Origin of the sequence: Providencia rettgeri (assembly GCF_041075285.1) — a bacterium.
Taxonomy (GTDB): Bacteria; Pseudomonadota; Gammaproteobacteria; order Enterobacterales; family Enterobacteriaceae; genus Providencia; species Providencia rettgeri_G.
The window spans coordinates 2,948,630-2,970,133 of sequence record NZ_CP163512.1 but is presented as its reverse complement, the minus strand read 5'-3'; the positions used below and the strand labels follow the sequence as shown (position 1 = coordinate 2,970,133).

The 21,504-nt window shown below is 42.5% G+C and carries 18 protein-coding genes; 3 read left to right on the top strand and 15 right to left on the bottom strand.

Annotated elements, in window-relative coordinates:
- Window positions 1-6: 6 nt before the first annotated feature.
- The 4 genes from AB6N04_RS13530 to AB6N04_RS13515 all read right to left on the bottom strand — a co-directional run bounded on the left by AB6N04_RS13530 (window position 7) and on the right by AB6N04_RS13515 (window position 5,062).
- Window positions 7-996: an ABC transporter permease gene (locus tag AB6N04_RS13530; protein ID WP_369308824.1), complete on the bottom strand. Its 990-nt coding sequence runs from the start codon at window positions 994-996 to the stop codon at window positions 7-9.
- Entirely contained in the window at window positions 989-2,506 is a 1,518-nt protein-coding gene (locus tag AB6N04_RS13525) for a sugar ABC transporter ATP-binding protein (RefSeq protein ID WP_369308823.1), read from the bottom strand. Before AB6N04_RS13525 ends, AB6N04_RS13530 begins: the two co-directional genes overlap by 8 nt.
- A gap of 156 nt (window positions 2,507-2,662) precedes the next feature.
- On the bottom strand, window positions 2,663-3,661 hold the full coding sequence (locus AB6N04_RS13520; RefSeq protein WP_369308822.1) for a substrate-binding domain-containing protein: 999 nt from the start codon (window positions 3,659-3,661) through the stop codon (window positions 2,663-2,665).
- A 588-nt stretch (window positions 3,662-4,249) separates the two neighbouring features.
- The gene (locus AB6N04_RS13515) at window positions 4,250-5,062 is read right to left on the bottom strand and encodes a DeoR/GlpR family DNA-binding transcription regulator (RefSeq protein WP_369308821.1); all 813 of its coding nucleotides are present in this window, start codon (window positions 5,060-5,062) and stop codon (window positions 4,250-4,252) included.
- A 453-nt stretch (window positions 5,063-5,515) separates the two neighbouring features.
- Here AB6N04_RS13515 and araD point away from each other — a divergent pair, with 453 nt between their 5' ends.
- Window positions 5,516-6,214 (top strand): L-ribulose-5-phosphate 4-epimerase, encoded by a 699-nt coding sequence (gene araD / locus AB6N04_RS13510; RefSeq protein WP_369308820.1) that lies wholly within the window; start codon window positions 5,516-5,518, stop codon window positions 6,212-6,214.
- Between the two features lie 511 nt (window positions 6,215-6,725).
- Here araD and AB6N04_RS13505 read toward each other — a convergent pair.
- Complete coding sequence (locus AB6N04_RS13505; protein ID WP_369308819.1) at window positions 6,726-8,219, bottom strand: UxaA family hydrolase; 1,494 nt, start codon at window positions 8,217-8,219, stop codon at window positions 6,726-6,728.
- A 237-nt stretch (window positions 8,220-8,456) separates the two neighbouring features.
- On the opposite strand from AB6N04_RS13505, the gene exuR reads away from it, so the two are divergent.
- A complete protein-coding gene (gene exuR / locus AB6N04_RS13500; RefSeq protein WP_369308818.1) occupies window positions 8,457-9,218 on the top strand; it encodes a transcriptional regulator ExuR in 762 nt (253 codons plus the stop codon).
- Here the strand turns inward: exuR and AB6N04_RS13495 are convergent, their stop codons facing one another.
- From AB6N04_RS13495 to AB6N04_RS13485, 3 genes are all read right to left on the bottom strand, one after another.
- Window positions 9,219-9,953 (bottom strand): Crp/Fnr family transcriptional regulator, encoded by a 735-nt coding sequence (locus tag AB6N04_RS13495; RefSeq protein WP_369308817.1) that lies wholly within the window; start codon window positions 9,951-9,953, stop codon window positions 9,219-9,221.
- A gap of 159 nt (window positions 9,954-10,112) precedes the next feature.
- Complete coding sequence (locus tag AB6N04_RS13490; protein ID WP_369308816.1) at window positions 10,113-11,423, bottom strand: MFS transporter; 1,311 nt, start codon at window positions 11,421-11,423, stop codon at window positions 10,113-10,115.
- Between the two features lie 316 nt (window positions 11,424-11,739).
- A complete protein-coding gene (locus AB6N04_RS13485; RefSeq protein WP_369308815.1) occupies window positions 11,740-12,852 on the bottom strand; it encodes a mandelate racemase/muconate lactonizing enzyme family protein in 1,113 nt (370 codons plus the stop codon).
- A 340-nt stretch (window positions 12,853-13,192) separates the two neighbouring features.
- Here AB6N04_RS13485 and AB6N04_RS13480 point away from each other — a divergent pair, with 340 nt between their 5' ends.
- Window positions 13,193-14,509, top strand: coding sequence for a polysaccharide deacetylase family protein (locus tag AB6N04_RS13480; protein ID WP_369308814.1), 1,317 nt, complete (start codon window positions 13,193-13,195; stop codon window positions 14,507-14,509).
- 40 nt (window positions 14,510-14,549) lie between these two features.
- On the opposite strand, the gene AB6N04_RS13475 is transcribed toward AB6N04_RS13480, so the two are convergent.
- Genes AB6N04_RS13475 through AB6N04_RS13445 form a run of 7 tightly spaced genes read right to left on the bottom strand, consistent with a single transcriptional unit; the run spans window position 14,550 to window position 21,445 of the window.
- Window positions 14,550-15,653 carry a fatty acid desaturase gene (locus AB6N04_RS13475; protein WP_369308813.1) on the bottom strand — a complete coding sequence of 368 codons (1,104 nt, stop codon included), beginning with the start codon at window positions 15,651-15,653 and terminating at the stop codon, window positions 14,550-14,552.
- Window positions 15,643-16,767: a sterol desaturase family protein gene (locus AB6N04_RS13470; protein WP_369308812.1), complete on the bottom strand. Its 1,125-nt coding sequence runs from the start codon at window positions 16,765-16,767 to the stop codon at window positions 15,643-15,645. The genes AB6N04_RS13475 and AB6N04_RS13470 overlap by 11 nt, the downstream gene beginning before the upstream one ends.
- Window positions 16,764-17,375, bottom strand: a complete 612-nt coding sequence (locus AB6N04_RS13465; protein ID WP_369308811.1) for a phosphatase PAP2 family protein — start codon at window positions 17,373-17,375, stop codon at window positions 16,764-16,766. The genes AB6N04_RS13470 and AB6N04_RS13465 overlap by 4 nt, the downstream gene beginning before the upstream one ends.
- Window positions 17,372-18,637, bottom strand: coding sequence for a F390 synthetase-related protein (locus AB6N04_RS13460; protein ID WP_369312108.1), 1,266 nt, complete (start codon window positions 18,635-18,637; stop codon window positions 17,372-17,374). The genes AB6N04_RS13465 and AB6N04_RS13460 overlap by 4 nt, the downstream gene beginning before the upstream one ends.
- An 8-nt stretch (window positions 18,638-18,645) precedes the next feature.
- Entirely contained in the window at window positions 18,646-19,449 is an 804-nt protein-coding gene (locus AB6N04_RS13455) for an MBL fold metallo-hydrolase (protein WP_369308810.1), read from the bottom strand.
- Complete coding sequence (locus AB6N04_RS13450; RefSeq protein ID WP_369308809.1) at window positions 19,449-20,450, bottom strand: NAD-dependent epimerase/dehydratase family protein; 1,002 nt, start codon at window positions 20,448-20,450, stop codon at window positions 19,449-19,451. The genes AB6N04_RS13455 and AB6N04_RS13450 overlap by 1 nt, the downstream gene beginning before the upstream one ends.
- Window positions 20,447-21,445 carry a 3-oxoacyl-[acyl-carrier-protein] synthase III C-terminal domain-containing protein gene (locus tag AB6N04_RS13445; protein WP_369308808.1) on the bottom strand — a complete coding sequence of 333 codons (999 nt, stop codon included), beginning with the start codon at window positions 21,443-21,445 and terminating at the stop codon, window positions 20,447-20,449. The genes AB6N04_RS13450 and AB6N04_RS13445 overlap by 4 nt, the downstream gene beginning before the upstream one ends.
- Window positions 21,446-21,504: the final 59 nt, after the last annotated feature.

Sequence of the window (21,504 nt, the reverse complement as noted above, 5' to 3'; positions counted from 1 at the left end):
TTCCTGTTAAACAAAACCTACGTCCGTCTCTTTGCGTTTCTTGTAGTGGGTAATACAAATCGCAATAAGAATAACCATACCGATGACGATATTGACGAAGTAGTTTGAGACACCAATCAGATTAAGTCCGTTTTTCAAAATACCGATCAGGAATACCCCCATCAGCGTGCCGATTACCGTTCCGCGCCCGCCGGATAAGCTTGCACCCCCTAATACTGCCGCAGCGAGGACATCTAGCTCACCACCAACGAGGGCGCTGGGTACCACTTCACTCATACGGTAGGTTTGCAACATGCCGCCAATGGCGGCCATTGCACCAAGGTAACCGTACGCAAACAGGTAGATAACCCATACTCGGATACCGATACGAGATGCCGATTCTTGGCTACCTCCAACCGCGTACAGTTGGCGACCAATGTGGGTTTTATTCATCAAAATCCACGTTAAACAAGCAATTCCTAACATGACAACCAGTGGCAGACCAATTTGGTAATACTCCCCGTCTACTTCAAACGGTAAGATGGTCACAGGATCGATCCACCAATCAGGCAGGTCGTAAATGCTGTGCCCGTTGGTTAGCCACATCAACATACCAAATAGCAGTGATTGCATACTGATGGTAATAATGATCGAAACCACATTGAGAGAGTAAATTAAAATAGCGTTGATTAAGCCGAAAGTGATCCCGATGATAATTGCCAGTGTGATACTTAATGCAGGGCTGGCAATAAAGCCTTGCAGTAGCCATGTGGCAATCACGTATTGCACAACAGAAGCCACTGCGGCAAAGGAAATATCAATCCCACCAGTGACCAACACGACAAATAACCCTAAAGCAAAGATACCGGTTACCGCATAGCTTTCACTGAGGTCGAGTAAGTTTTGGAGTGTCAGAAATTGTGGGCTCATGGTGGTGAAGAAAACCACCATTATCAGGATGACCCAGATTAACCAACCTTCGACAGATTGGGGGCGTAGTTTTTGCCAATTAACCATTGATGATTTCCTCCAATTGCTGCTCATGGATGGAATCCGTCACAATTTCTTTGACGATAGTGCCTTGTTTCATATGTAAAATTCGGTCGCAGTTGTAATATGCTTCGGAGGCTTCATCGGTAATCAACAAAATGGAAATACCCACTCCGGATAAACGATGGATAAGCTTATAAATACTGTCTTTTGCACCAATATCGACCCCAACTGTGGGGGAGTCTAAAATCAACACTTTAGGACGCGTCAAAATCCACTTTGCCAACACCACTTTTTGTTGATTACCCCCTGATAAAGTCGAGAGGGGGTTATTGGGATCAGTCACTTTGATATCTAAGTCGGCAATCCACTTTTGCACAATTTCTTGGCACTGTTTTTCATCGATTAAATGCAGTGGCGTTTTAAGGCTTTCTAGAATCGAAATCACCATATTGTCTGCAATGGATTGCTGCAAAATAGCCCCTAACGTTAGGCGATCTTCAGAAACATAGCCAATGCCGTGTTTAATGGCGTCGGTATTGTTTTTTAGCTTAACTGGCTTGCCTTCAATCTTCATTTCGCCACTATCTGGGTGGGTGATCCCAAACAGTGATAAGGCAAGTTCAGTACGACCGGAGCCTAGTAACCCACATAGACCCAGTACTTCACCACGTTTTAAGTTTAGGGAAATATCACTATATTGCCCCGCACGGCTGAAATTTTTCAGCTCTAATACTGAGCGGCGCTCTTCTGCATTATTGGGCGGTTTGCGTGTATGGACAATGTCTAAACCCGTCATGAGTTCAGTAATTTTACGTGTGGTGAGCCCCTCTGCTGGCCACGTGCCAATTTTTTGACCATCACGGATCACGGTGATGCGGTCAGAAATCTCTTTAACTTCTTCCAAACGGTGGCTAACAAATACAACGGTAATACCTTTATCTTTTAGGTAATTAACCGTTGATAATAGCTGATTGACTTCTGTTCGAGTTAATGAAGCGGTTGGTTCATCCATAATGACGAGGCGTGCATCTGCCACTAAAGCACGGCAAATGGCCACTTGTTGGCGCTGCGCGATAGGGAGAAACTGGACGGGGGTGTCTGGATTAATGGTGAAAGCCAACTCGTTTAGGATCTCTAATGCTTTTTTACGCAGCTGCTGTTGACGAAACCAACCAAAATAGCCTTTGAGATTCAGTTCAAAAGCGATATTTTCCGCAACAGTTAAGTTTGGAAATAAGGACAAATCTTGATAGATAACCTGTACGCCCAATTCGCGGGCTTTATCGGGTGTTAAACGGTGATAGCTTTTGCCGTCAATTTCGATTTTACTACCATCATCAGGGGTATAGACACCGCTGATGGTTTTGATTAATGTGCTTTTCCCACACCCATTGGTGCCTGCTAAACAGTGCACTTCACCTTTGTTGAGCGTCAAATCGATATTGCGTAACGCGCGGTGACCACCAAAGCTTTTGGATAGGTCGCGCAAGGTAATGAGTGGATCGGATTTGTCAGCTTTTGAGGTGGCTGTCATAAGTACAATTCCTACTGCAAATAAATTGGTGTTGGCTTGTTCTTCAATGTTCGAGTTGCCGTGTTATTAATGACAACTCGAACAGTTTGAAAACAGAAAATATCAAGCTGGATTACATCTTATTTTTTGTTTTATAAGGTATTTTACAGAAGGTTATTACAGGCCGACGTCGACCAATTTTTTGGTATTTTCAATATTTAAGTTAACGGGGTTATCGCTTAAAATTGTGTTACCGCTGACTTTAATTTCGCCCATATCACCGATTGAAATGCCGTCTTTGATCTCTTCCCCGTTCATCATTGCGGTTGCGACTTGGACGAAAACTTGCCCTGCCACTTTTGGATTGGAAATATAACCGCCGTCAATAGCGCCTTTTTCCAGTAATTTGATGCCTTGACCTGGCGTAAAGGTACCGAATACGCACGTTTCGTCATTTTTGCGGCGTTTATCGATAGCACGACCCGCTCCAATCGGTCCTTGTGAACCGAAGGACATGATGCCTTTTAGGTCTTTATGTTTAGACAACAAGTCATTGGCGGTACGCATAGAATCATCAACAGATTCCGCAACACCAAATCGGTCATCAACCATTTGCATTTTCGGGTAGTTAGCTTTTTGGTAAGCGATAGCGGCATCTGCCCACTCATTCACTAGAGGAACGGTTAAACTGCCCACAAACATGGCATACTTGCCTTCTTCACCCATACAGGCCGCCATATCTTTCATATGGTTAGCCCCCATACTTTGAGTATCAAGTAATTCAAAGTCCCAGTCTGCGTTAGTTTGGTTTGGCGATTCGTGAGTAATTACTTTAATACCGGCTTCTTGAGCGCGTTTTAATACAGGTTCAAGGACTTTAGCATCGTTAGGAACGACACCGATCACATCCACTTTTTTCGCGATTAAATCTTCGATTGCACGAACTTGTTCCGCAGGATCAGCGGTTGTTGGGCCAACTTGGAATGCATTCACACCAAGTTTTTTCCCTTCTTCTGTAATTCCTTGCTCCATCACGTTAAACCAAGGAATACCACCGACTTTCACCACAACGCCCATAGTAAATGGTTTTTGCGCTTTTTGAGATTCAGCCATTGCAACATTTGACAACAATGCAACGCTCATTAAACAAGGTAAAACTAGTTTCTTAGTATTCATAGTGGTATTCCTTAGTGTAGAATTACTCGTCATACTTCAAGCTGCAGCGTTGTTGACTGCGTTCACTCGCACTAGTCACTTACTTATGTAAGCTCCTAGTGACTCATTCACTTGTCGCCTAGCTGCACCTCGAATTATTTAGAGTAAAAGTTCGTCATACTTCAAGCTGCAGCGTTGTTGACTGCGTTCACTCGCACTAGTCACTGACTTATGTAAGCGCCTAGTGACTCATTCACTTGTCGCCTAGCTGCACCTCGAATTATTTAGAGTAAAAGTTCGTCATACTTCAAGCTGCAGCGTTGTTGACTGCGTTCACTCGCACTAGTCACTTACTTATGTAAGCTCCTAGTGACTCATTCACTTGTCGCCTAGCTGCACCTCGAATTATTTAGAGTAAAAGTTCGTCATACTTCAAGCTGCAGCGTTGTTGCCTAGTTGCACCTCGAATTATTTAAAGCATAATTAATTGCTAAGGAATTGTAGGTAAACAATATCCCTGCACTTATTTAATACAGAAAATTAATAGGATAAATTAAAAACGATTATTTTTTACTTACATCACGGTTACGGATTTTTATTTTTTATAAATTACTTATCACATTCAATAATATTTAAATTCGGGAATTGTTTTTGAAAACGTGTATCATCAAGTTTGTTGGTAATTAATACGTTAATATCATCGAATGTACAAACTTGACTAAATGCATATTTCCCGAGTTTACTATTATCGGCGAGCAAAACGGTATTCTCTGAAACTTGCAGCATAATATTTTTTAGTTTTGAGTTTATTTCGCTACCATCACGAATACCATTTTCAATATTAAAACCTTGGCATGATAAAAATAGGGTTTTAATTTGAAAACTGCGAATAATGCTTTCAGCAATCGGACCATGAAAGTCATCGTGGCGCTCTGAATATTCTCCCCCAATGCCAATAACACGCACTCGGTCACGGCATGCTAAGGCTTGGATAATTTTGACGGAATTCGTCACTACCGTAATATCGATGTCTGGAATTTGCCTTGCCAGAAACCAGCAAGTACTGCTGTTATCTAACATAATACAGTCGCCGGGCTGGATAAATTTCAACGCAGCTTTGGAAATTTTCATTTTTGCATCTGGGTGCTCTTCGGTTCTTTTACGAAAAGATTCTGCCCCATCGACCATTTGACTGAGTTTGACCGAAGAGGGCATCACATTGACCATCGGCATTTCTTCTTGGTCAATGGCCACAGCACCGCCGAAGCTACGAATGATCCGATTTTCCCGTGCTAAGACGGTTAAATCACGACGGATAGTTTCTTGGGAAACCAGACATAACTGAGCCAATTCACGCACTAATGCCGAACCTTTTTGTGCAACATGGGAACAAATTAGTTTATGGCGTTCGGCTTGTAACATTTTTAGCTCCTATTCTTTCCACGATATTTATTCTGCCAGTGTTGCTTTTTTTTTGTCGTGACTAGATTCAAGTAATCCTTTTTTGAAAAATACAAAGCATTTTAAAGTGATCTTTGATGACTATATTTGAAATAAAAATATAAGCATTACATTTTTGCGTGATGCGCATCATGTTATTTGCGTTATTTTTTGATGATTTGCCTGAGTAACAAAAATGCTTGGTCTAATTCAGTCATTTTTTCACAGCTTAAAATTGACTAATTATGTTTATTTATGACCGACTATGACTGAGTTAGTCTGATTTGTTGCGAGTTTGTAAATGTGCCTGCTTTTTAAATCAGCAAAATCTGTTTACCTTAATGGGTAAAGATAGGTTATCAACACACAAAACACACCCAGAGAATAAATTTTTGTTGTTGATATTTAAACAAATTTTATAGCTAGGGGATCATTATGTTAGAAAAACTCAAACAACAAGTCTTTGAAGCGAACCTCGCTTTGCCGAAACATAACTTAGTGACATTCACATGGGGAAACGTCAGCGGTATTGACCGTGAAGCTGGATTGATGGTGATTAAGCCATCTGGTGTGGATTATGAAACCATGCAAGCAGAAGACATGGTCGTTGTTTCATTAGATTCAGGTAAAGTGGTTGAAGGGAAATACCGACCATCATCTGACACGGATACTCACCTAGTCCTGTACAAAGCATTTCCCGAAATTGGTGGTATCGTGCACACCCATTCGCGCCATGCAACCATTTGGGCGCAAGCAGGGCAACCACTAAGCGCATTAGGTACCACACACGCTGATTATTTTTATGGCGAAATTCCCTGTACGCGTCTAATGACGGAAAGTGAAATTGCGGGTGATTATGAAAGGGAAACGGGCAACGTCATCATTGAAACCTTTAAAGAAAAAGGCATTACAGCAAAAGATGTGCCTGCGGTATTAGTCAATAGCCACGGCCCTTTTGCATGGGGAACCAGCCCTGACAATGCGGTACACAATGCAGTTGTCTTAGAGGAGATTGCCTATATGAATTTATTTACGCGCCAATTACAGCCTACGGTGGGTGCTATGCAGCAAGTGCTGTTAGATAAGCATTATTTACGTAAGCACGGTAAAAATGCTTATTATGGTCAGAAATAAATTAGTGATATTTAATTTTTAAGCGTAAAAAATTTAATATAAAAATATTGGATAATGATTTTAGCCATTAAATCATTGTTGCTTTTTTTTAATTAAAATAGCTACAAAGAGAAATACTATGTGGCTATTTTTATTTTTTAATAAAAAACTAACGTTGATAATTTAAATCAATCACTTTTTATTTAAATTATTTGTGGAATATTACTCTAAATAAATAAGCTTTAATTTTTTGATCCCCTTACTAGGGACTGTGTTATCGTTAATATCATTTTCTATTAAGCTTGAAATATCGTCCATCACATTGACCCTTTTAAGCATAAAACGCCTTTTGGGCATCAATCAATAAATATCAATAATCAAAAACATGGTTGTTCTGGTGCATTTTTTCGATAGCCTCTCACGCTGAATAATCAGCTATTATGGCTATCAAGTAAAACGTCAAACATTTGGCGAGGTCGTTAGAGGAACCCTATTGTTCTATAGTAGTAAAACAATAGGGAGATGATTGATATTAAAGGGTAACGCCCATTTTGAAAATGGCTAATTCACGAAAATCATTGATTTCATTTTTGGTTTGTTCGCCATTGACGATTTTCACCACATGCTGAATAAAATCATCCAGCAGTTGCTTCATGGATTTGCCAGTTAGTAATGCACCTGCATTAAAATCAATCCAGTGGGGCTTTTTGGCGGCTAATTCATTGTTAGTGGCTATTTTTAAGGTTGGGACAAAACCGCCATAAGGTGTGCCGCGACCCGTGGTGAATAACACCATATGGCAACCAGCGGCAGCTAACGCACTGGTGGCAATGGCATCGTTACCCGGCGCACTTAATAAGTTAAAGCCAGGCGTTGTCAGGCGTTCACCGTATTTCAATACATCCATCACTTGGCTGGTGCCAGCTTTTTGTGTACAACCAAGGGATTTTTCTTCAAGGGTTGAAATACCACCGGCTTTATTACCGGGTGATGGGTTTTCGTAAATAGGTTGATCATGAGCGATAAAATACTGTTTGAAATCATTGATCATTTTGACCGTTTTTTGGAAGGTTTTTTCATCATGGCAGTGGTTCATTAAAATATGTTCTGCGCCAAACATTTCTGGCACTTCTGTTAACACGGTCGTCCCATTATGACTCACTAAAAAGTCAGAAAAACAACCTAACAATGGGTTGGCGGTGATCCCCGATAGTCCATCGGAGCCGCCGCATTCGAGACCAAATTTAACCTCACTGAGCTTACCTGCGACACGTTTATCTTGCCTAACGATTTGATAAAGTGCATTTAGGTGCTCAACACCAGCTTCAATTTCATCTTCCAATTGTTGGCATACCATAAATTTAACCCGCTCTGGGTCAAATTCACCAAGGGTCTCTTTAAAGGCGGCAACTTGGTTGTTTTCACAGCCTAATCCAATCACTAACACCCCCCCTGCATTTGGGTGTTTCACCATATCTTGCAAAATTGTGCGGGTGGTTAAGTGATCATCCCCTAATTGAGAGCAGCCTAATGTGTGGTTGTATAAATACACGCCGTCAATATCATCTGCATTGCTATTTTGTTTTTCGAAGCGTTCGATCATTTTGCGGGCAAGGGCGTTGACGCACCCTACGGTTGGGATCACCCAGATTTCATTACGAATGCCCACTTCACCATTAGCGCGGCGATAGAGTTGAACGTCAGGATCTGCAACTGTGCTGGTAACGGTACTGTGCTCGGGGTGATATTGGTAATCGTTTAACGCATTGAGGTTAGTTGCAGTATTGTGGGTGTGTACATGTTCCCCAACGCGGATCTCTGTAGTTGCATGCCCTATAGGGGCACCATATTTTATGACATTTTTGCCCTCTTCTATTGTTGTTAAGGCAATCTTATGACCACGACCTACATCTTGCGTTAATGTGATCGTTTTGTCTTCAATGGTGAAGGTATCTCCAGCAAGCCTGTCAATTAATGTCACAGCGACATTGTCATTTGCGTGTATTTTAATAATTTCTTTTTGCATGTTTGCTCCCTGAGCAGTACATCAGACTGAAAAGATCAAGAGGGTGATGAGCGTTAATTTTATTGCCTAATTTTCATGCATTATACGGCATGGTTTATAACTTTAAAAGATGTTATACCAATTTAAGGTGGAATAATTTTCTGCCCTATTCTCGCTTCCCCATCCTTGGGGAATTTCGCTATACTGGAGCTCAATAAAGGGTTGCCAAGTTAGGTTATGCTGCAAAAGGAGAAAATCATGAGCTCATCTGAGAGCGAACCGCGCTTGTACCAGCAAGTGGCTGCACTGGTGAAAGAACGCATTGAAAATGATGAGTACCCAGTTGGCACTAAGTTACCCGCTGAAAGGCTATTAGCGGATGAAATGAATGTCAGTCGTACCGTGATCCGCGAAGCCATTATCATGTTAGAAGTCGAAGGTTATGTGGATGTGCGAAAGGGGTCTGGTATACATGTAATTAGCAATCGGTCTAACAACTCAGTGAATACCGAAGGTGGGTTAGAGTTTAGCCGCTGTGGCCCATTTGAACTATTACAAGCAAGGCAGTTGATTGAGAGCCATATTGCTGAGTTTGCCGCGACCCAAGCTACCAAAGAAGATATTTTAAAATTGCTTGAGATCCAAAAGAATGCACGTAAAGAAGATAGGTTTCGTGACTCGGCGTGGGATCTGGCATTTCATATGCAAATTGCGGCTTCGACGCATAACAGCGCGATGGTGGTGATTGTTGAACAGATGTGGAGCCAGCGGTTGCGCAACCCATACTGGTTAAAGCTCCATGAACATATTGATAACCGTTCTATTGAAAGTTGGTGTGATGAGCACGACCAAATCTTACAGGCCTTAGCCCGCCGTGACCCAAAAGGTGCAAGACAAGCGATGTGGCAACATTTGGAAAACACCAAAAAGATGTTGTTTAACGCCACGAGTGATGATTTTGAATTCACCATGGATCGCTATTTTTTTGCAGATAGCCCACCCGTTGACCAAAACGACTAGCTAATCTTCATCATCTTCTGAAATCTGCTTTAATGCGGGAAGGTTGACTAAGACAATCTTCCCATATTTTGCATCAATCCAGCCCAATTTTTCCCATGCCACCAAGCGCTTATTAATGGTTTGGCGAGTGGTATTAATGATGGTCGCAAGGTCATCTTGAGTGAGATATAAGCTCAGTTGGATACCTTTTTCATGGGGTTCTCCATATCCTTGCGCTAAACTTAAAAGGCGTTTTGCAAGCCTTGCCGAAACAGAAAGTAGGGCACTATCATTAATAATGGTGAACGCATTACGGATCACTTTACAGAGCAAAATATTTAAAAATTGGTAGAAAACGGGGTATTTTTCCAAGATCAGTGAGAGATCTTTCGGGGAAATTGTCAGCAGAATTGTAGGGCTAATGGCTTTCGCATCGTGAGTGCGTGCGGATTTATCCAACATGGCAATTTCACCAAACCAGTTACCTGGAGAAAGGTAGCGAAATACGCATTCACGTCCATCGGTGGAGATAGAACTGACTTTTACCGAGCCTTGAATGACTGCGTACAATCCACGGGCGGGATCACCTTGGTAATGGACCATTTCACTATCATGATAAAAACGCAGTGTGGCGCATTCCAGCAAGGCGGTAATTAAATACTTAGGTAAGTTACTGAACCAACTATTGGTTTGTAAAACGTCTAGTATATCGTCATGCGTCATAACTGACTGACTGTTTTGTACAGCAATGTTCATTTGAATGCTCCCTGCACGAGTCGTGGACCTTATCATGACATTGGGTGGGGTTATGTTCAATCATGAACAACAGCAACAGGTAATTCAATGCCTTTGAGCTAAAAATAGAAAATCCCGAGCCACCACATATGACTCGGGAAGGTTTCACATCAACTGATTTTAATCTTCAAATTTCTTTTCGATGCCAAGTCTTCTTAAGGTAAGGATTAACAGACCACCGATAAAGGCAACTAAGGCAATAAAATATAAGCCAGCTCGTGCGGATTCAAAGGTGGTTTCTGCCCAGACTCTTAAATTTGGTGCCACAAAACCGCCTAAGTTACCCACGGAGTTAATTAAGGCAATTCCCGATGCCGCAGCGGTTCCGCCTAAGTAAGCGGATGGAAAGCTCCAATATAACGGTTGCATCGCTAAGTGACCTGCCGCTGCCACACACAGTGCGATGATAGCAATGACGGGAATACTGTCGAACAAGCCGGATACCGCAATCCCCGCAGCCCCGAGCATAAAGGTGATCGCTGCCACTTTACGGCGCTCTTTTAAACGCTCAGAAATACGTGGTACATAGTAAACAGCGATAGCCGCACACAGAGGTGGAATTGCCGTTACAAAGCCGACTAATACACCGACTTTACTGCCTAATAATGTTCCGATTTGTGTTGGTAAGAAGAAATAGATGCCGTATCCACACACTTGAACGGTGAACCAAATCAAACAGAGGTATAGAACACGCATATCTAACAGGGCTCTCAGCGCACCTTTTGGGCTGTGGCCTTTTTTCGCGTCCTCTTCTAAGGCGAGTTTCGCTGTCAGGGCCTTCTTTTCATCCTCTGTCAGCCATTTCGCTTTTTCTGGGCGATCATCAAGGTAGAAGAATACCCATACCCCGACGATGGAAGCTAATAGACCTTCCACAACAAACATTAACTGCCAGCCGTACAACCCGAAAGCAAAAAACGAGCCTTCTAAGGCCAATAATGATCCTGATAATGGACCGCCAATAATAAACGCCAGTGGTGCACCAAACAGGAAGTAGCCAGTAACACGTGCACGGATATTTTGCGGGAACCAGAAGGTTAAATATAAAATAACCCCAGGGAAGAAGCCCGCTTCACTCACACCCAGTAAGAAACGTAACACAATAAAGGTGGTTTCATCATGGGCGAACATCATCGCTGCGGAGATTAACCCCCAAGTTATCATGATCCGCGAGAGCCAAACTCGCGCGCCAATGCGGTATAATAAGATATTACTTGGTACTTCAAATAAAGCGTAACCGATAAAGAAAATCCCTGCGCCAAATGCATAAGCTGCGTCGCTTAACCCTGTTGTTAGTTGGAATTCTTGTTTAGCAAAGCCAATATTCGAGCGATCTAAGTAAGCCAATATAAACATTAATACCACCATCGGTATTATTTTTCGTATCGCTTTGCTGGTCGCTGATGATAAGTGATCAATATTGGTGGACATGGTTCACCCCAGTATTTTTTATAAGGTAATGATGTTATCTATTCATTTTTATTACGTGTTTAGCCCACCGCTGAATAACCAGCAGAGTAGAGTATAGAGCTAAAATACTCGTCATTCTTCAAGTTGCAGTGTTGTTGACTGCACTCATTCGGACTAGTCACCTACGGATGTCGGCTCCTAGCGTCTCATTCATTTGTCGTCTAACTGCACCATGAATTATTTAGGGTGTAAATAAGTAATTTAAAATGAATAATTCTTGTTATATTTCCCTTTCCCGTGCTGTAAATAATTAAAATATCGGGAAAGGGATGTTTTATTATTTCACGTTAAATTTCGCTAATGCTTCAGGTTTTAACGTTGTCCCTGCTCCCGGTGCGGTTGGGGTGCTGTACACACCGTCAACCACTTCCACTGGGTCAACAAAGCAATCCAGTGTCCATGGAATAAACTCCAATAATGAACAGGCAGGGTGCGCCATAACAAGATGCAATTGTGCCTGCATCATATCGCCATGGTGCGGAGTGACTGGCAGGTTAAATGCCATACCTAAGTCGGCAATCTCCCAAACTGCGGTTAAACCACCACAACGCGTTGCATCCGGTTGTAAATAGTCAACGGCACCAGCTAGTACAAATTCTTTAAATGAATCATTGTGATACAGTAATTCACCTAAAGCGATTGGCGTATCCATATAAGCGGCTAATTGCTTATGGCTCGCCACGTCATCGTGCCACAATGGTTCTTCAAACCATTTGATATTGAAATCATTTAAACGGTGACCATATTGTTTAGCGATGCTGATATCCCATTTACCATTAGCATCGACCATTAAGTCAATATCGTCGCCGATTGCGTTGCGAACAGCTTCGATACGTTGTAAATCTTCACGTGGGTCGGGTTTACCGATCTTCATTTTGATAGCTTTAAAGCCTTCTTCGAAGATCATTTTTTTACAATCATCAACCAGATCGTCTTGGCTGCGCACTAACCAACCGCAGTCAGTATTATATGCATTCACTTTATTGTGTTTGGAGCCGCCAAATAGTTGCCACAGGGGCTGTTGAGCTGCTTTGGCTTTTAAATCCCACAGGGCGATATCAATGGCTGAGATAGCCATTTGCATTAAACCACCGCGTCCCACCCAAATGTTGGTTGAGCTGCGAGTGAGTTTACGGTGTAAATAACGCACTTCAGTTGGATCTTCTCCAAGAAGCATTGGCCCAAACACATCTTCAATGATGGTGGTAATTAAGCGGTCTGTTGTAATGTCGGCGTGTGTTCCTGTGTGGCCATAACCGACTAAACCACATTCTGTTTTAATCATCACACCCGGCATTCCCCAATGGGTAATGCTATGGGTTGAGTCACCAATTAGGTCATTAGTGACCGGTACGTGCATGATAAAGGTGCTAATTTCTTTTATTTTCATTGCTATTCCCAGGTGTTGAAAAGTGCTTGAAGGTCAATCTAACAGCGAGAATTGGAATTAACTGTCAAATGATTTACAGATTGTGCCGATGCGTCGTTTTTTAATGATAAATATGAGCAAGATCTCTTTATTTTGTATGATAACTCATAAATAAACATTGGAATTGGTATAACAACTTACCTTGAAATATGTCATCTAAGAAGGGAAAATTGCGGAGTGTATAGCGATATACCTTATCTTTTGATTTAATTAAAAATAAAAATTTTTATCAGGGTATAGGGTTAGTTATTGACTCAGTTTAGAATAACCGCGGTATAACTCAGCGAATGATGGATGATAAATGTGTAAACGATTTTTCTTACTGCTTTGCGTATTATTTATAAATTCAATTTCTCTTTCGTTGGCGGCTGAGATAAACAATACCGATGATTGGAAGCTTGCGGAAATCCCGCCTAAACTAGTGCAAACCAAAGAGAATGAGATTATTTTTTCCCCCATTGCCGGTAAAATGCGTGCTGTCGCTGAGCTAAATGCAGATCACGGTTTTTATGCTTATTCCCCCGCAGGGGACTATTGTGCGATGCAATTTGGTCATGATTATGCTTTTGTTAAAACGACATCTTTAGCTCATCAAAAGCCCCGTTATGTGCCAGAAGCTGACAGGCTCAATGATTTACAAAACCCGATTTATGATTATTTAATCACCCATCAAAAAACGCCAGTTTATCGCACAACAGATAGTCATAGCCCACAAATCGCCTCTTTATGGGATAATTTGCGCTACCCGGTTTTATCTCGAATGATTAAAACAGATAAAAGCGGTGAGAAAACCGCATGGCTAACCATCCGTCTTGGGGATCGTTTAGGGTATGTGCGTTTGCAAGATGTGGCGCTAGATAAAGGCATTCCTATCTTAACGTATCACCATATTTTGCAAGACAGCGAAAATAAAAACTTTCGCCATACCTCAACCACAACATCGGTTGAGGCATTTAGCGAGCAAATGAATTACCTGAAAGATGCAGGTTACCAAACCTTGTCTCTCGAAGATGTGGAAGATTATTTAAATAAAACAGCCAACCTGCCGGGGAAAGCCGTAGTACTTACTTTTGATGATGGTTTGAAATCGGTTTACCGTTATGCGCTGCCCATTTTAAGGCGTAATCAGCAACAAGCGACGCTATTTGTGATTTCTTCACGGATTAAAACACAACCGCAAAAGTGGTCGGCAGACTCTTTGCAATTTATGAGTAAACAAGAAATTAAAAACAGTCAAGATGTGTTTAATATTCAGTCGCATACACACTTTTTACATCGTTTAGATAATCATAACTCCCCGATCCTGTTTAGTCGCAAAGAACACACTATCATGCTGGATTTTAAACGTTCTATGAGGATCTTGAGCCGCTTCGAGCCGGAACAACGTTATTTAGCCTACCCGTATGGTGGTTATAACGCATCGGCGATGGAAGCAGCGAAAGAAGCCGGATTACATCTTGCGGTTACGACTATCCAAGGAAAAGTGAAGCTGGGAGATAACCCATTTGCCTTAAAACGCTTATATGCGTTTCGTACCGACCCACTGGATAAATTTGCCAAAATGGTAGGAAATAGCGAGCAAAACGTCGTGAACCAAAACATTATTATTGATAGGTAAATGGGGTGTGACAACGCACTGAGTTTTACATCATCAAAACTCAGTGTTTATCCGCTTGTTTGCCTGATCCCATCTCTTTTAAGAACTGTTGTTGATATATAAACAACTGTTTAGCACTAATACAGTGATAGTCCATCGAAAATTGCTGCGCCGTTTGCTTAATTATTTCTGCAAGGGCAGGGTAATGGCGGTGATTCCAGTTAGGGAATAAGTGGTGAGTTAGATGGAGGTTTAACCCACCAAGCCAATAGGTTAGCCAGCGGGGAGTTGTTTGCCAGTCATAGGTGGTTGAAAAGGTGTGAGTATAAAAACCATGGGGCATATTGCCTTCTTTGGGTGAGGTATAAAAAGTGGCTTTTGCCCAATGGGTGCCAAGTATCAGCACAACAAATATTAATGATGCAAACATTTGGCTGAGAATGTAGGTCAAAAACAGTGTGCTGAGGCTAATATCTTGCAAAACCATCGCAGGGATCAGGATAGCGATGACTAGGTGTAGCAGCTTCGCCATGATAAACGCCAAAATACCTTGCCGTCCTTGATGACGCATATAGGGGGCTACATGGGTAAAATGAAACCGATCCTTCCAATCAAAGAACCAAATGAGAGCAGGGAATGTCATTGCTGCAATTAATGGCCAATACACATGTTGGGCTCGCATAAACGGATACCAGCGTTGGTAAGGGGTTTGCCGTAAGACAAAATTCTCTTCAATATCCAAATCGTAATGGCGAATATTGGTGTGAGCATGATGAAAAATAATATGCCGCACACGCCAACATTCGGGGTCTAAGCCAAGGGGAAGCGTCACCCAAAAGTTGAGCCAATAATTGGCTTTGGCGTGCTTAAAAATCGCATTGTGCGAGGCATCATGCACTAAATTAATTGCTAATAATAAAGCGAAGCAGATAAAGCAGGGGTAAAAAACAAAAAAAGCCCACGATGCATTGATAGACAACGCTGCAAAATAGCTACCTAAACAGCACAGTATCAATGCTGCACTTTTGGCATAAAAACGCCCGTCAGCAAAGCGGTGGTCGGCGTTATCATGTAAATACTGTTTCGCCGCCTTATTCAAGGCTTTCTGGAAATCTTGATCGTGACGGTGCTGGTAACCCAGTGGTCTAAGTGGCTTAAGTGACATTTGCCACCGCGACAGGTTTTCGGCCAACGCCAATGAGCATCAAGAAGCTGTGCAGCCACAATGCACTGGTGAAAAGGATCCAAAATGGTGTTGTCCATTGCCAAATAAATACCACGCAAATCAGTAATAAGCAGGCGATAAAAAACCAGCTTATTAGCCCAGATTTTCGCCCATCAGAAATCCCTGAAAGCGCGACGGTACCCAGAGCCAAAAGTACAAATAAAATCATTTGTTGCTGTGTGGTGCCTTGGTAACCATATCCGTAAAGGTAGACGTAACCGATAACTAGAGTAAATAAGAGTATCGTACCTATCACCAAAGCCATTTGGTTCACGCGAAATAGCGGCGCGGGCTTTTGCGCGGGTTTACTGCTGCGTTTAACGATACGCCAAAAAGGTAAATTACTATCAATAAATGGATTTTCCGAGGCTGGAGCTCCTTTGATACCAAAGTGATGTTCAGTTTCAGGTAACTTAGCAAATGTACCAAACAGCTTATCCCAAAAAATAAAGCTACCTGCAAAATTACGGTTGGAATAATGCCCTTCTTTCACATGATGCACACGGTGGTGCTGCGGAGTCACCATAAATTTCTCTAGCCAACCTAAACGCGGGATCAGGGCGCTGTGGTTAAAAAACTGGATGGTATAGTGCAAAATGGACACCGTCAGAAAAATGTCTAGCGGGATCCCCATTAATGCCAATAACATAAAGAAAGGTATTGATGTGAGCGATGAATACCAAGAGTTTCTAACCCCCAATGACAGGTTGTAATGTTCCCCTTGATGGTGCACAACATGCACTGCCCATAATACACGGTAGGTATGGTGCAAACGATGTAGCCAGTAGAAACCGAAGTCCCACGCTAAAATCGTAAAAATCCAGACTAACACCGTTGGCCAATTTTCAACGAGATTGAAGGAGTAGTGAGTGACCACAAACCCATAGCAAAAAATCTCTAACCCTCTAAATAACCACAACATAATATGACCAGAGTTCAGGTTGAATACCAGTTCTTGCCAACTTACTGTGCCCTTTTGTGTTTTGGCGATCACCAAGCCTTCAGCAATAACGACCACTAACATAAAAATAATGGGAAAGGTTAATTCATTCATGAACGTTTTCTCTCTAAGCGGTATTTTGTGGCGTAGACAACCAACAACGCAGCACAAGCTGTTACTGCTCCAGTGACAACATCAATAAACAAGTGGCGTTTTAACACCAATACGGATACACAAATGGCGGTAGCCCATAAACAATAAGTGAGTGTACGGATTTTATATTTTACTGACCATAATGCATTGAGCACCACAAGAGTCAATGAGACATGGAGAGAAGGTAATAAATTTTGTGGGCTATCGATATTGATTAAGGCAGATAATGCACGACCAGAAAATGTTGTTAAATCATATTGGTGGTACAGCATGGTGGTTGGGTACAGCAAATAAACGCCACCCGAGACCAACGCACACAGTTGCATCGCAAACATTAATGAACGCGTGCGCTCCATGGGGCTACAAAAATAGCCCAGTGGAATAAATAAAAAAAACGACAGATAAAGCCAAATCGCATTAGGGGAGAATTGTACTGCGTTATCAATACTGCTGGGGGTAAGTACATTGGCATTATCGACAACCTGGCCTGTGTAGCGATAAACAATGCCGACGGTGCCCCAGCCAATCAAACAGTAAATTAAGCGTATAAATAAAGCCTTGTTTGTCATTGAGGATCCTTGCGGGTAATGCGGCGTTTTTTGATGGAAAGTGATTGTTCAATAGGCTCGGCTAATAATTCCCAATGCAATTGTTGAATATCCACATGTTGGCTGGTTAAGTAGTTTTCAAGTTGTTGATGGCAATGGGCGAGTTCATCTGTGCTGCATTCGGCTTGCAAACGCAAACGGTGACCTTGCTGGATCAGGCGAAAATCCGCTGTTAGCGGTAAATTATTCACGATCACTCGTGCGCAAGGATCGGCAAAAATTGTCACCTTATTACCTTGCTGATCAGGCAGTTGTAGTAAATCATCACAGCGTCCTTCAATACGTTCAATAGCCAGTTCTGCGGATCCGCAAGGGCAGGGAGTTTGTTTGACCACTAAGATATCATCAAGCTGGTAACGGACAATTGGTTGTGTTTGGCGAGTAAAATCGGTGATTATCGGCGAAAATCGTGTTTCGTCGAGCCAATTAGGTTCGATATGAAGGAAACACTCATTTAAGTGTAGCGTGCCGTGTGAGCAGGTGCATCCCAAAAAGCCTTCTGTTGCTTGGTACACTTCACCCACTTGTGGAAAACAGCGCTTAAGTTTCTGTTTATCTTGTGGCTCTAGGACTTCTGCCACTGAAATCACTTTATGAGGGGCTAACTGAAGTTGCTGGTGGTTGATGGCATCGGCAATGGCGCACAACACTTGCGCAGGAGCGACAATAATTGAAGGCTGATAAGCTTCGAGGGCGGCTAATTGCTGGTTAAAATCCCCAAAAAGATCGTAAAACCGCAAGGCGATCCAACGGTTATTCACGCTTTCATACAAATTATTGTTGGCGCGTAAAAACAGGGCAATCCGCTCACCATGGAATAAGCCATTGGGCAGCATTTTAGCTAACATACTGCCAGACCAAACGTTTTGTTCTTGCGGACTCACCACAAACACACCGCGTCGCCCAGATGTGCCAGAGGATAATCCAACGCTATAGGGACCCACTTTCGGTGCGAAATCACGGGATTGTTCACTTTTTTGTGCACATGCAAGAAGCACTTGGCTCGACAACCCCGCCGTGTTCATTTGGTCAAAATGTTCCATCATGATGGATTTATTCATGATAGGAAACTCATGTAAGGGGCGATGGCAAAAAGCGCGAAAATAGGGGCTTTTTGCCAACGTTTTACGTTTAAATTGGGCTAACCGCTTCTGTTGGTAAGCGTCTAAATCCTCTCGGTTTTTGAACATCAATCGGCGGGCTCGCCAATAGTGCCAGAGCATTGACAAAATCACTGTAAATCACCTTCATGACATAGCTGAATAACAATTTTTTGCTTATCAATTTCATGCAATTTATTCAGTGTTTCATAATATGCCTGTTTATCATCCATGATGATATTGGCGATAGCCATCGGGCCTCGTAACTCTCGATAATTGCTTGGCGACCATGCGGCATCACCCGCAAGCAGTACCCATCCTGAATCAGTTAAAACACATAAGCCAATATGACCCGCGGCGTGCCCAGGAAGTGGTACGATCAATAATTTTTTTGATTGATCCACGGCATAACCTTCACCCAGTATTTGCAATTCACTAGGAAGAGCAACACGTTCAAAACCTTCATAAAAGACAGTGCGTTGCTCAAAATCATCGGGTAATAGCCCGCTAACAAAAGCACTTTTTAGCGCAGCAAAGCCGGTTAAAGGGCGCGTTTTTGCCCAACCATCACCTGAGCAAATGATTGGTATTGCTGGAAAATCTCGTAAACCAGCGATGTGATCGCCGTGGAAATGAGACAGGATCACCCCATTAATGTCTTTCGGTTTGAGACCGTCATGAGCGAGTTGGTTGACTAATGCATCTTTACTTTCGAAGTACACAGGGGTTACCGCACGATATAACCGCATGATCCCTTTACGCGTATGGTCATAAAAATGGGTAGCATACCCCGTATCAAATAACCAACGCTGACTTTCATCTTCAATTAACCAGGCTCGGGCAGGGAACTTGCAAGACTTAAAACTGGCACCTTTGAGGGCAACACAGCCTGGATGGGTGCAGTATCCGACATCATATTGGTGAATGGTTAACATCACTTCTCCTGCTGTTTTAGCCAGTTAGCGGTTAAATGGATCCCTTGTTCCATCGAATATACGGGATAATAACCTAATTCTTGTTGAGCTTTTTGGTTATCCAGTGTCATGGTGAAATAGGCTGCACCAAGACTATAACGGGTGAAAAGTGGCTCTTTTCCGGTGAGATGACCAACACCCTCTAACAGCGTAGCAATGCCATATAATAGTGGGTACGGTGCTGAGCGAATTTCACATGCTAGGGAAAGTTCGGTAAATAGCTGTTGCAAGGTGTGTTTCAGCGCTTGTGGCTGTTGATTGGTTATATTATATGTCGCACCGCTTTGTAACCCTTCTTTATCGGTGGCAAGTTGCATACTGTGAACCACATTCCCAACATAGGTTAAGTCAAAATAGTTATTCCCTCCATTAGGGAGGATCAACTTACCGTGGCGAGATTTAATTTGCGCCAATAATCTGGGTAAAAGCACACGATCATGGGGACCAAATAAGCCTCGGGGACGTAAAAGGGTATAACGTGTTGCAGGATATTGTTCAACACATTGCCAAATAGCTGTCTCGGCTAAATATTTTGTTCGTGCATATTGATTGGCAAAATGAGTATTGTGGGTTGTTTCGGCAATGTTCCGCTGGTGGGTAAAATTGAAATAAATTGCAGGTGTCGAAATATGAATAAAGCGAGCTATTTCCAACTGGCCTGCTGCGGTGGCTAATGTGCGAGTCGCCTCAAGATTTATGTTTTCAAAATCTTGCCGCTTGCCCCATGGGGAAGAAAGTGCTGCGCAATGCCAGATGGCATCACAGCCTGCCATCATCTCTTTGGCCTGTTGCAAAGAAAGCTCAGCCAGTTCACAAGGGACAAATTTTGCCCCCATTTGAACCAATTGTTCTGCCGCTTGTGGGTTTCGCCCACAAGCGACAACGTCAAATCCTTGCCCCAGTAAGTACTCACTAGCATTTCTGCCAAGCCCGCTAGTGGCACCTGTGACTAAGATCTTCATGGCACGAGCACCATGGCGCATAAGGCTAATCCAGCCGCAGTACCAATTAGCATCACATGTTGTTTTTCATAAAAACGGTCAGTAATAATCGCTTCGTGCAGTGCGGATGGAATTGACGCCGCCACTTGGTTACCTCGGTGACGATAGATATCAATCAGTTGTTCCGATGTGACGCCAACACGCTGGCGCATATGTTCTAATGATAGATGGCTTGCTTGGTGAGGGATTACCGTATCAATCTGTTCGAGGCGTAAGTTTGATTCTGTATATACCCGTTGCATAAATTCTTCAATTAAGGCTGATGCCATGCGAAAGAGTTTTTTGCCTTGCATATGAAACAGAAAATCATCATCGACCATCCCCGAGCGCGGATTTTTCCGTGTTCCACCAGCACGAATTTCGCAAAAATCAATTCCGTCAGTGTGGGTTGTATGAGTGTACGAAATGATGCCACTGCGACCATCGCCTTTTTCAACAATCACACAAGCTGCGCCATCACCAAAAATGAGTGATGACTCTCTGTCTTGCCAGTCAATACCACGTGAAGCAATGTCGGCAGAAACAATGGCTATTCGTTGAAATTGGCTGGTTGACAGCATCCCTGCCGCCACTTGTAATGCGGTAATAAAACTAATGCAGCTTGAATTAATATCAAAGCAGGCAATACCATCATTTAAATCAGATTGTTGAAGGATATGGGATGCAGAACAAGGCAAAGCTTGAACTGGGATAGCCGAGGCATTAATCAACATATCAATACTTTCTGGCGATAACCCATTTTGTTGTAATGCATTTTCAATCGCCTGTGCAGCAAGTTGTGCTTGTGAATCAGTGTTATTTGCATGATAGCGATATTCGATACCAGAATGTTTCTCCACAAACCCGGTTGATTTATTGAGTTTTTCATCAAGCATTGAGGAGTAAATTTTATTTTCAGGTAAAGCAACGCCAGAAGCGATGATTTTAAGTGGTGCAATTGACCTGTTATCGGACATATAAAAGTGCCTATCTAACCAAGATAATAACAATAAATATCAGAGTTCATTTATTTAAT

Bases quoted from the DNA above. Each gene is read 5' to 3' on its own strand.
- AB6N04_RS13490 (WP_369308816.1), bottom strand. From the start codon at position 11,423: ATGTCCACCAATATTGATCACTTATCATCAGCGACCAGCAAAGCGATA.
- AB6N04_RS13505 (WP_369308819.1), bottom strand. From the start codon at position 8,219: ATGCAAAAAGAAATTATTAAAATACACGCAAATGACAATGTCGCTGTG.
- AB6N04_RS13495 (WP_369308817.1), bottom strand. From the start codon at position 9,953: ATGAACATTGCTGTACAAAACAGTCAGTCAGTTATGACGCATGACGAT.
- AB6N04_RS13485 (WP_369308815.1), bottom strand. From the start codon at position 12,852: ATGAAAATAAAAGAAATTAGCACCTTTATCATGCACGTACCGGTCACT.
- araD (WP_369308820.1), top strand. From the start codon at position 5,516: ATGTTAGAAAAACTCAAACAACAAGTCTTTGAAGCGAACCTCGCTTTG.
- AB6N04_RS13515 (WP_369308821.1), bottom strand. From the start codon at position 5,062: ATGTTACAAGCCGAACGCCATAAACTAATTTGTTCCCATGTTGCACAA.
- AB6N04_RS13480 (WP_369308814.1), top strand. From the start codon at position 13,193: ATGTGTAAACGATTTTTCTTACTGCTTTGCGTATTATTTATAAATTCA.
- AB6N04_RS13470 (WP_369308812.1), bottom strand. From the start codon at position 16,767: ATGAATGAATTAACCTTTCCCATTATTTTTATGTTAGTGGTCGTTATT.
- AB6N04_RS13460 (WP_369312108.1), bottom strand. From the start codon at position 18,637: ATGCTCTGGCACTATTGGCGAGCCCGCCGATTGATGTTCAAAAACCGA.
- AB6N04_RS13530 (WP_369308824.1), bottom strand. From the start codon at position 996: ATGGTTAATTGGCAAAAACTACGCCCCCAATCTGTCGAAGGTTGGTTA.
- AB6N04_RS13525 (WP_369308823.1), bottom strand. From the start codon at position 2,506: ATGACAGCCACCTCAAAAGCTGACAAATCCGATCCACTCATTACCTTG.
- AB6N04_RS13520 (WP_369308822.1), bottom strand. From the start codon at position 3,661: ATGAATACTAAGAAACTAGTTTTACCTTGTTTAATGAGCGTTGCATTG.
- exuR (WP_369308818.1), top strand. From the start codon at position 8,457: ATGAGCTCATCTGAGAGCGAACCGCGCTTGTACCAGCAAGTGGCTGCA.
- AB6N04_RS13450 (WP_369308809.1), bottom strand. From the start codon at position 20,450: ATGAAGATCTTAGTCACAGGTGCCACTAGCGGGCTTGGCAGAAATGCT.
- AB6N04_RS13455 (WP_369308810.1), bottom strand. From the start codon at position 19,449: ATGTTAACCATTCACCAATATGATGTCGGATACTGCACCCATCCAGGC.
- AB6N04_RS13445 (WP_369308808.1), bottom strand. From the start codon at position 21,445: ATGTCCGATAACAGGTCAATTGCACCACTTAAAATCATCGCTTCTGGC.
- AB6N04_RS13475 (WP_369308813.1), bottom strand. From the start codon at position 15,653: ATGTCACTTAAGCCACTTAGACCACTGGGTTACCAGCACCGTCACGAT.
- AB6N04_RS13465 (WP_369308811.1), bottom strand. From the start codon at position 17,375: ATGACAAACAAGGCTTTATTTATACGCTTAATTTACTGTTTGATTGGC.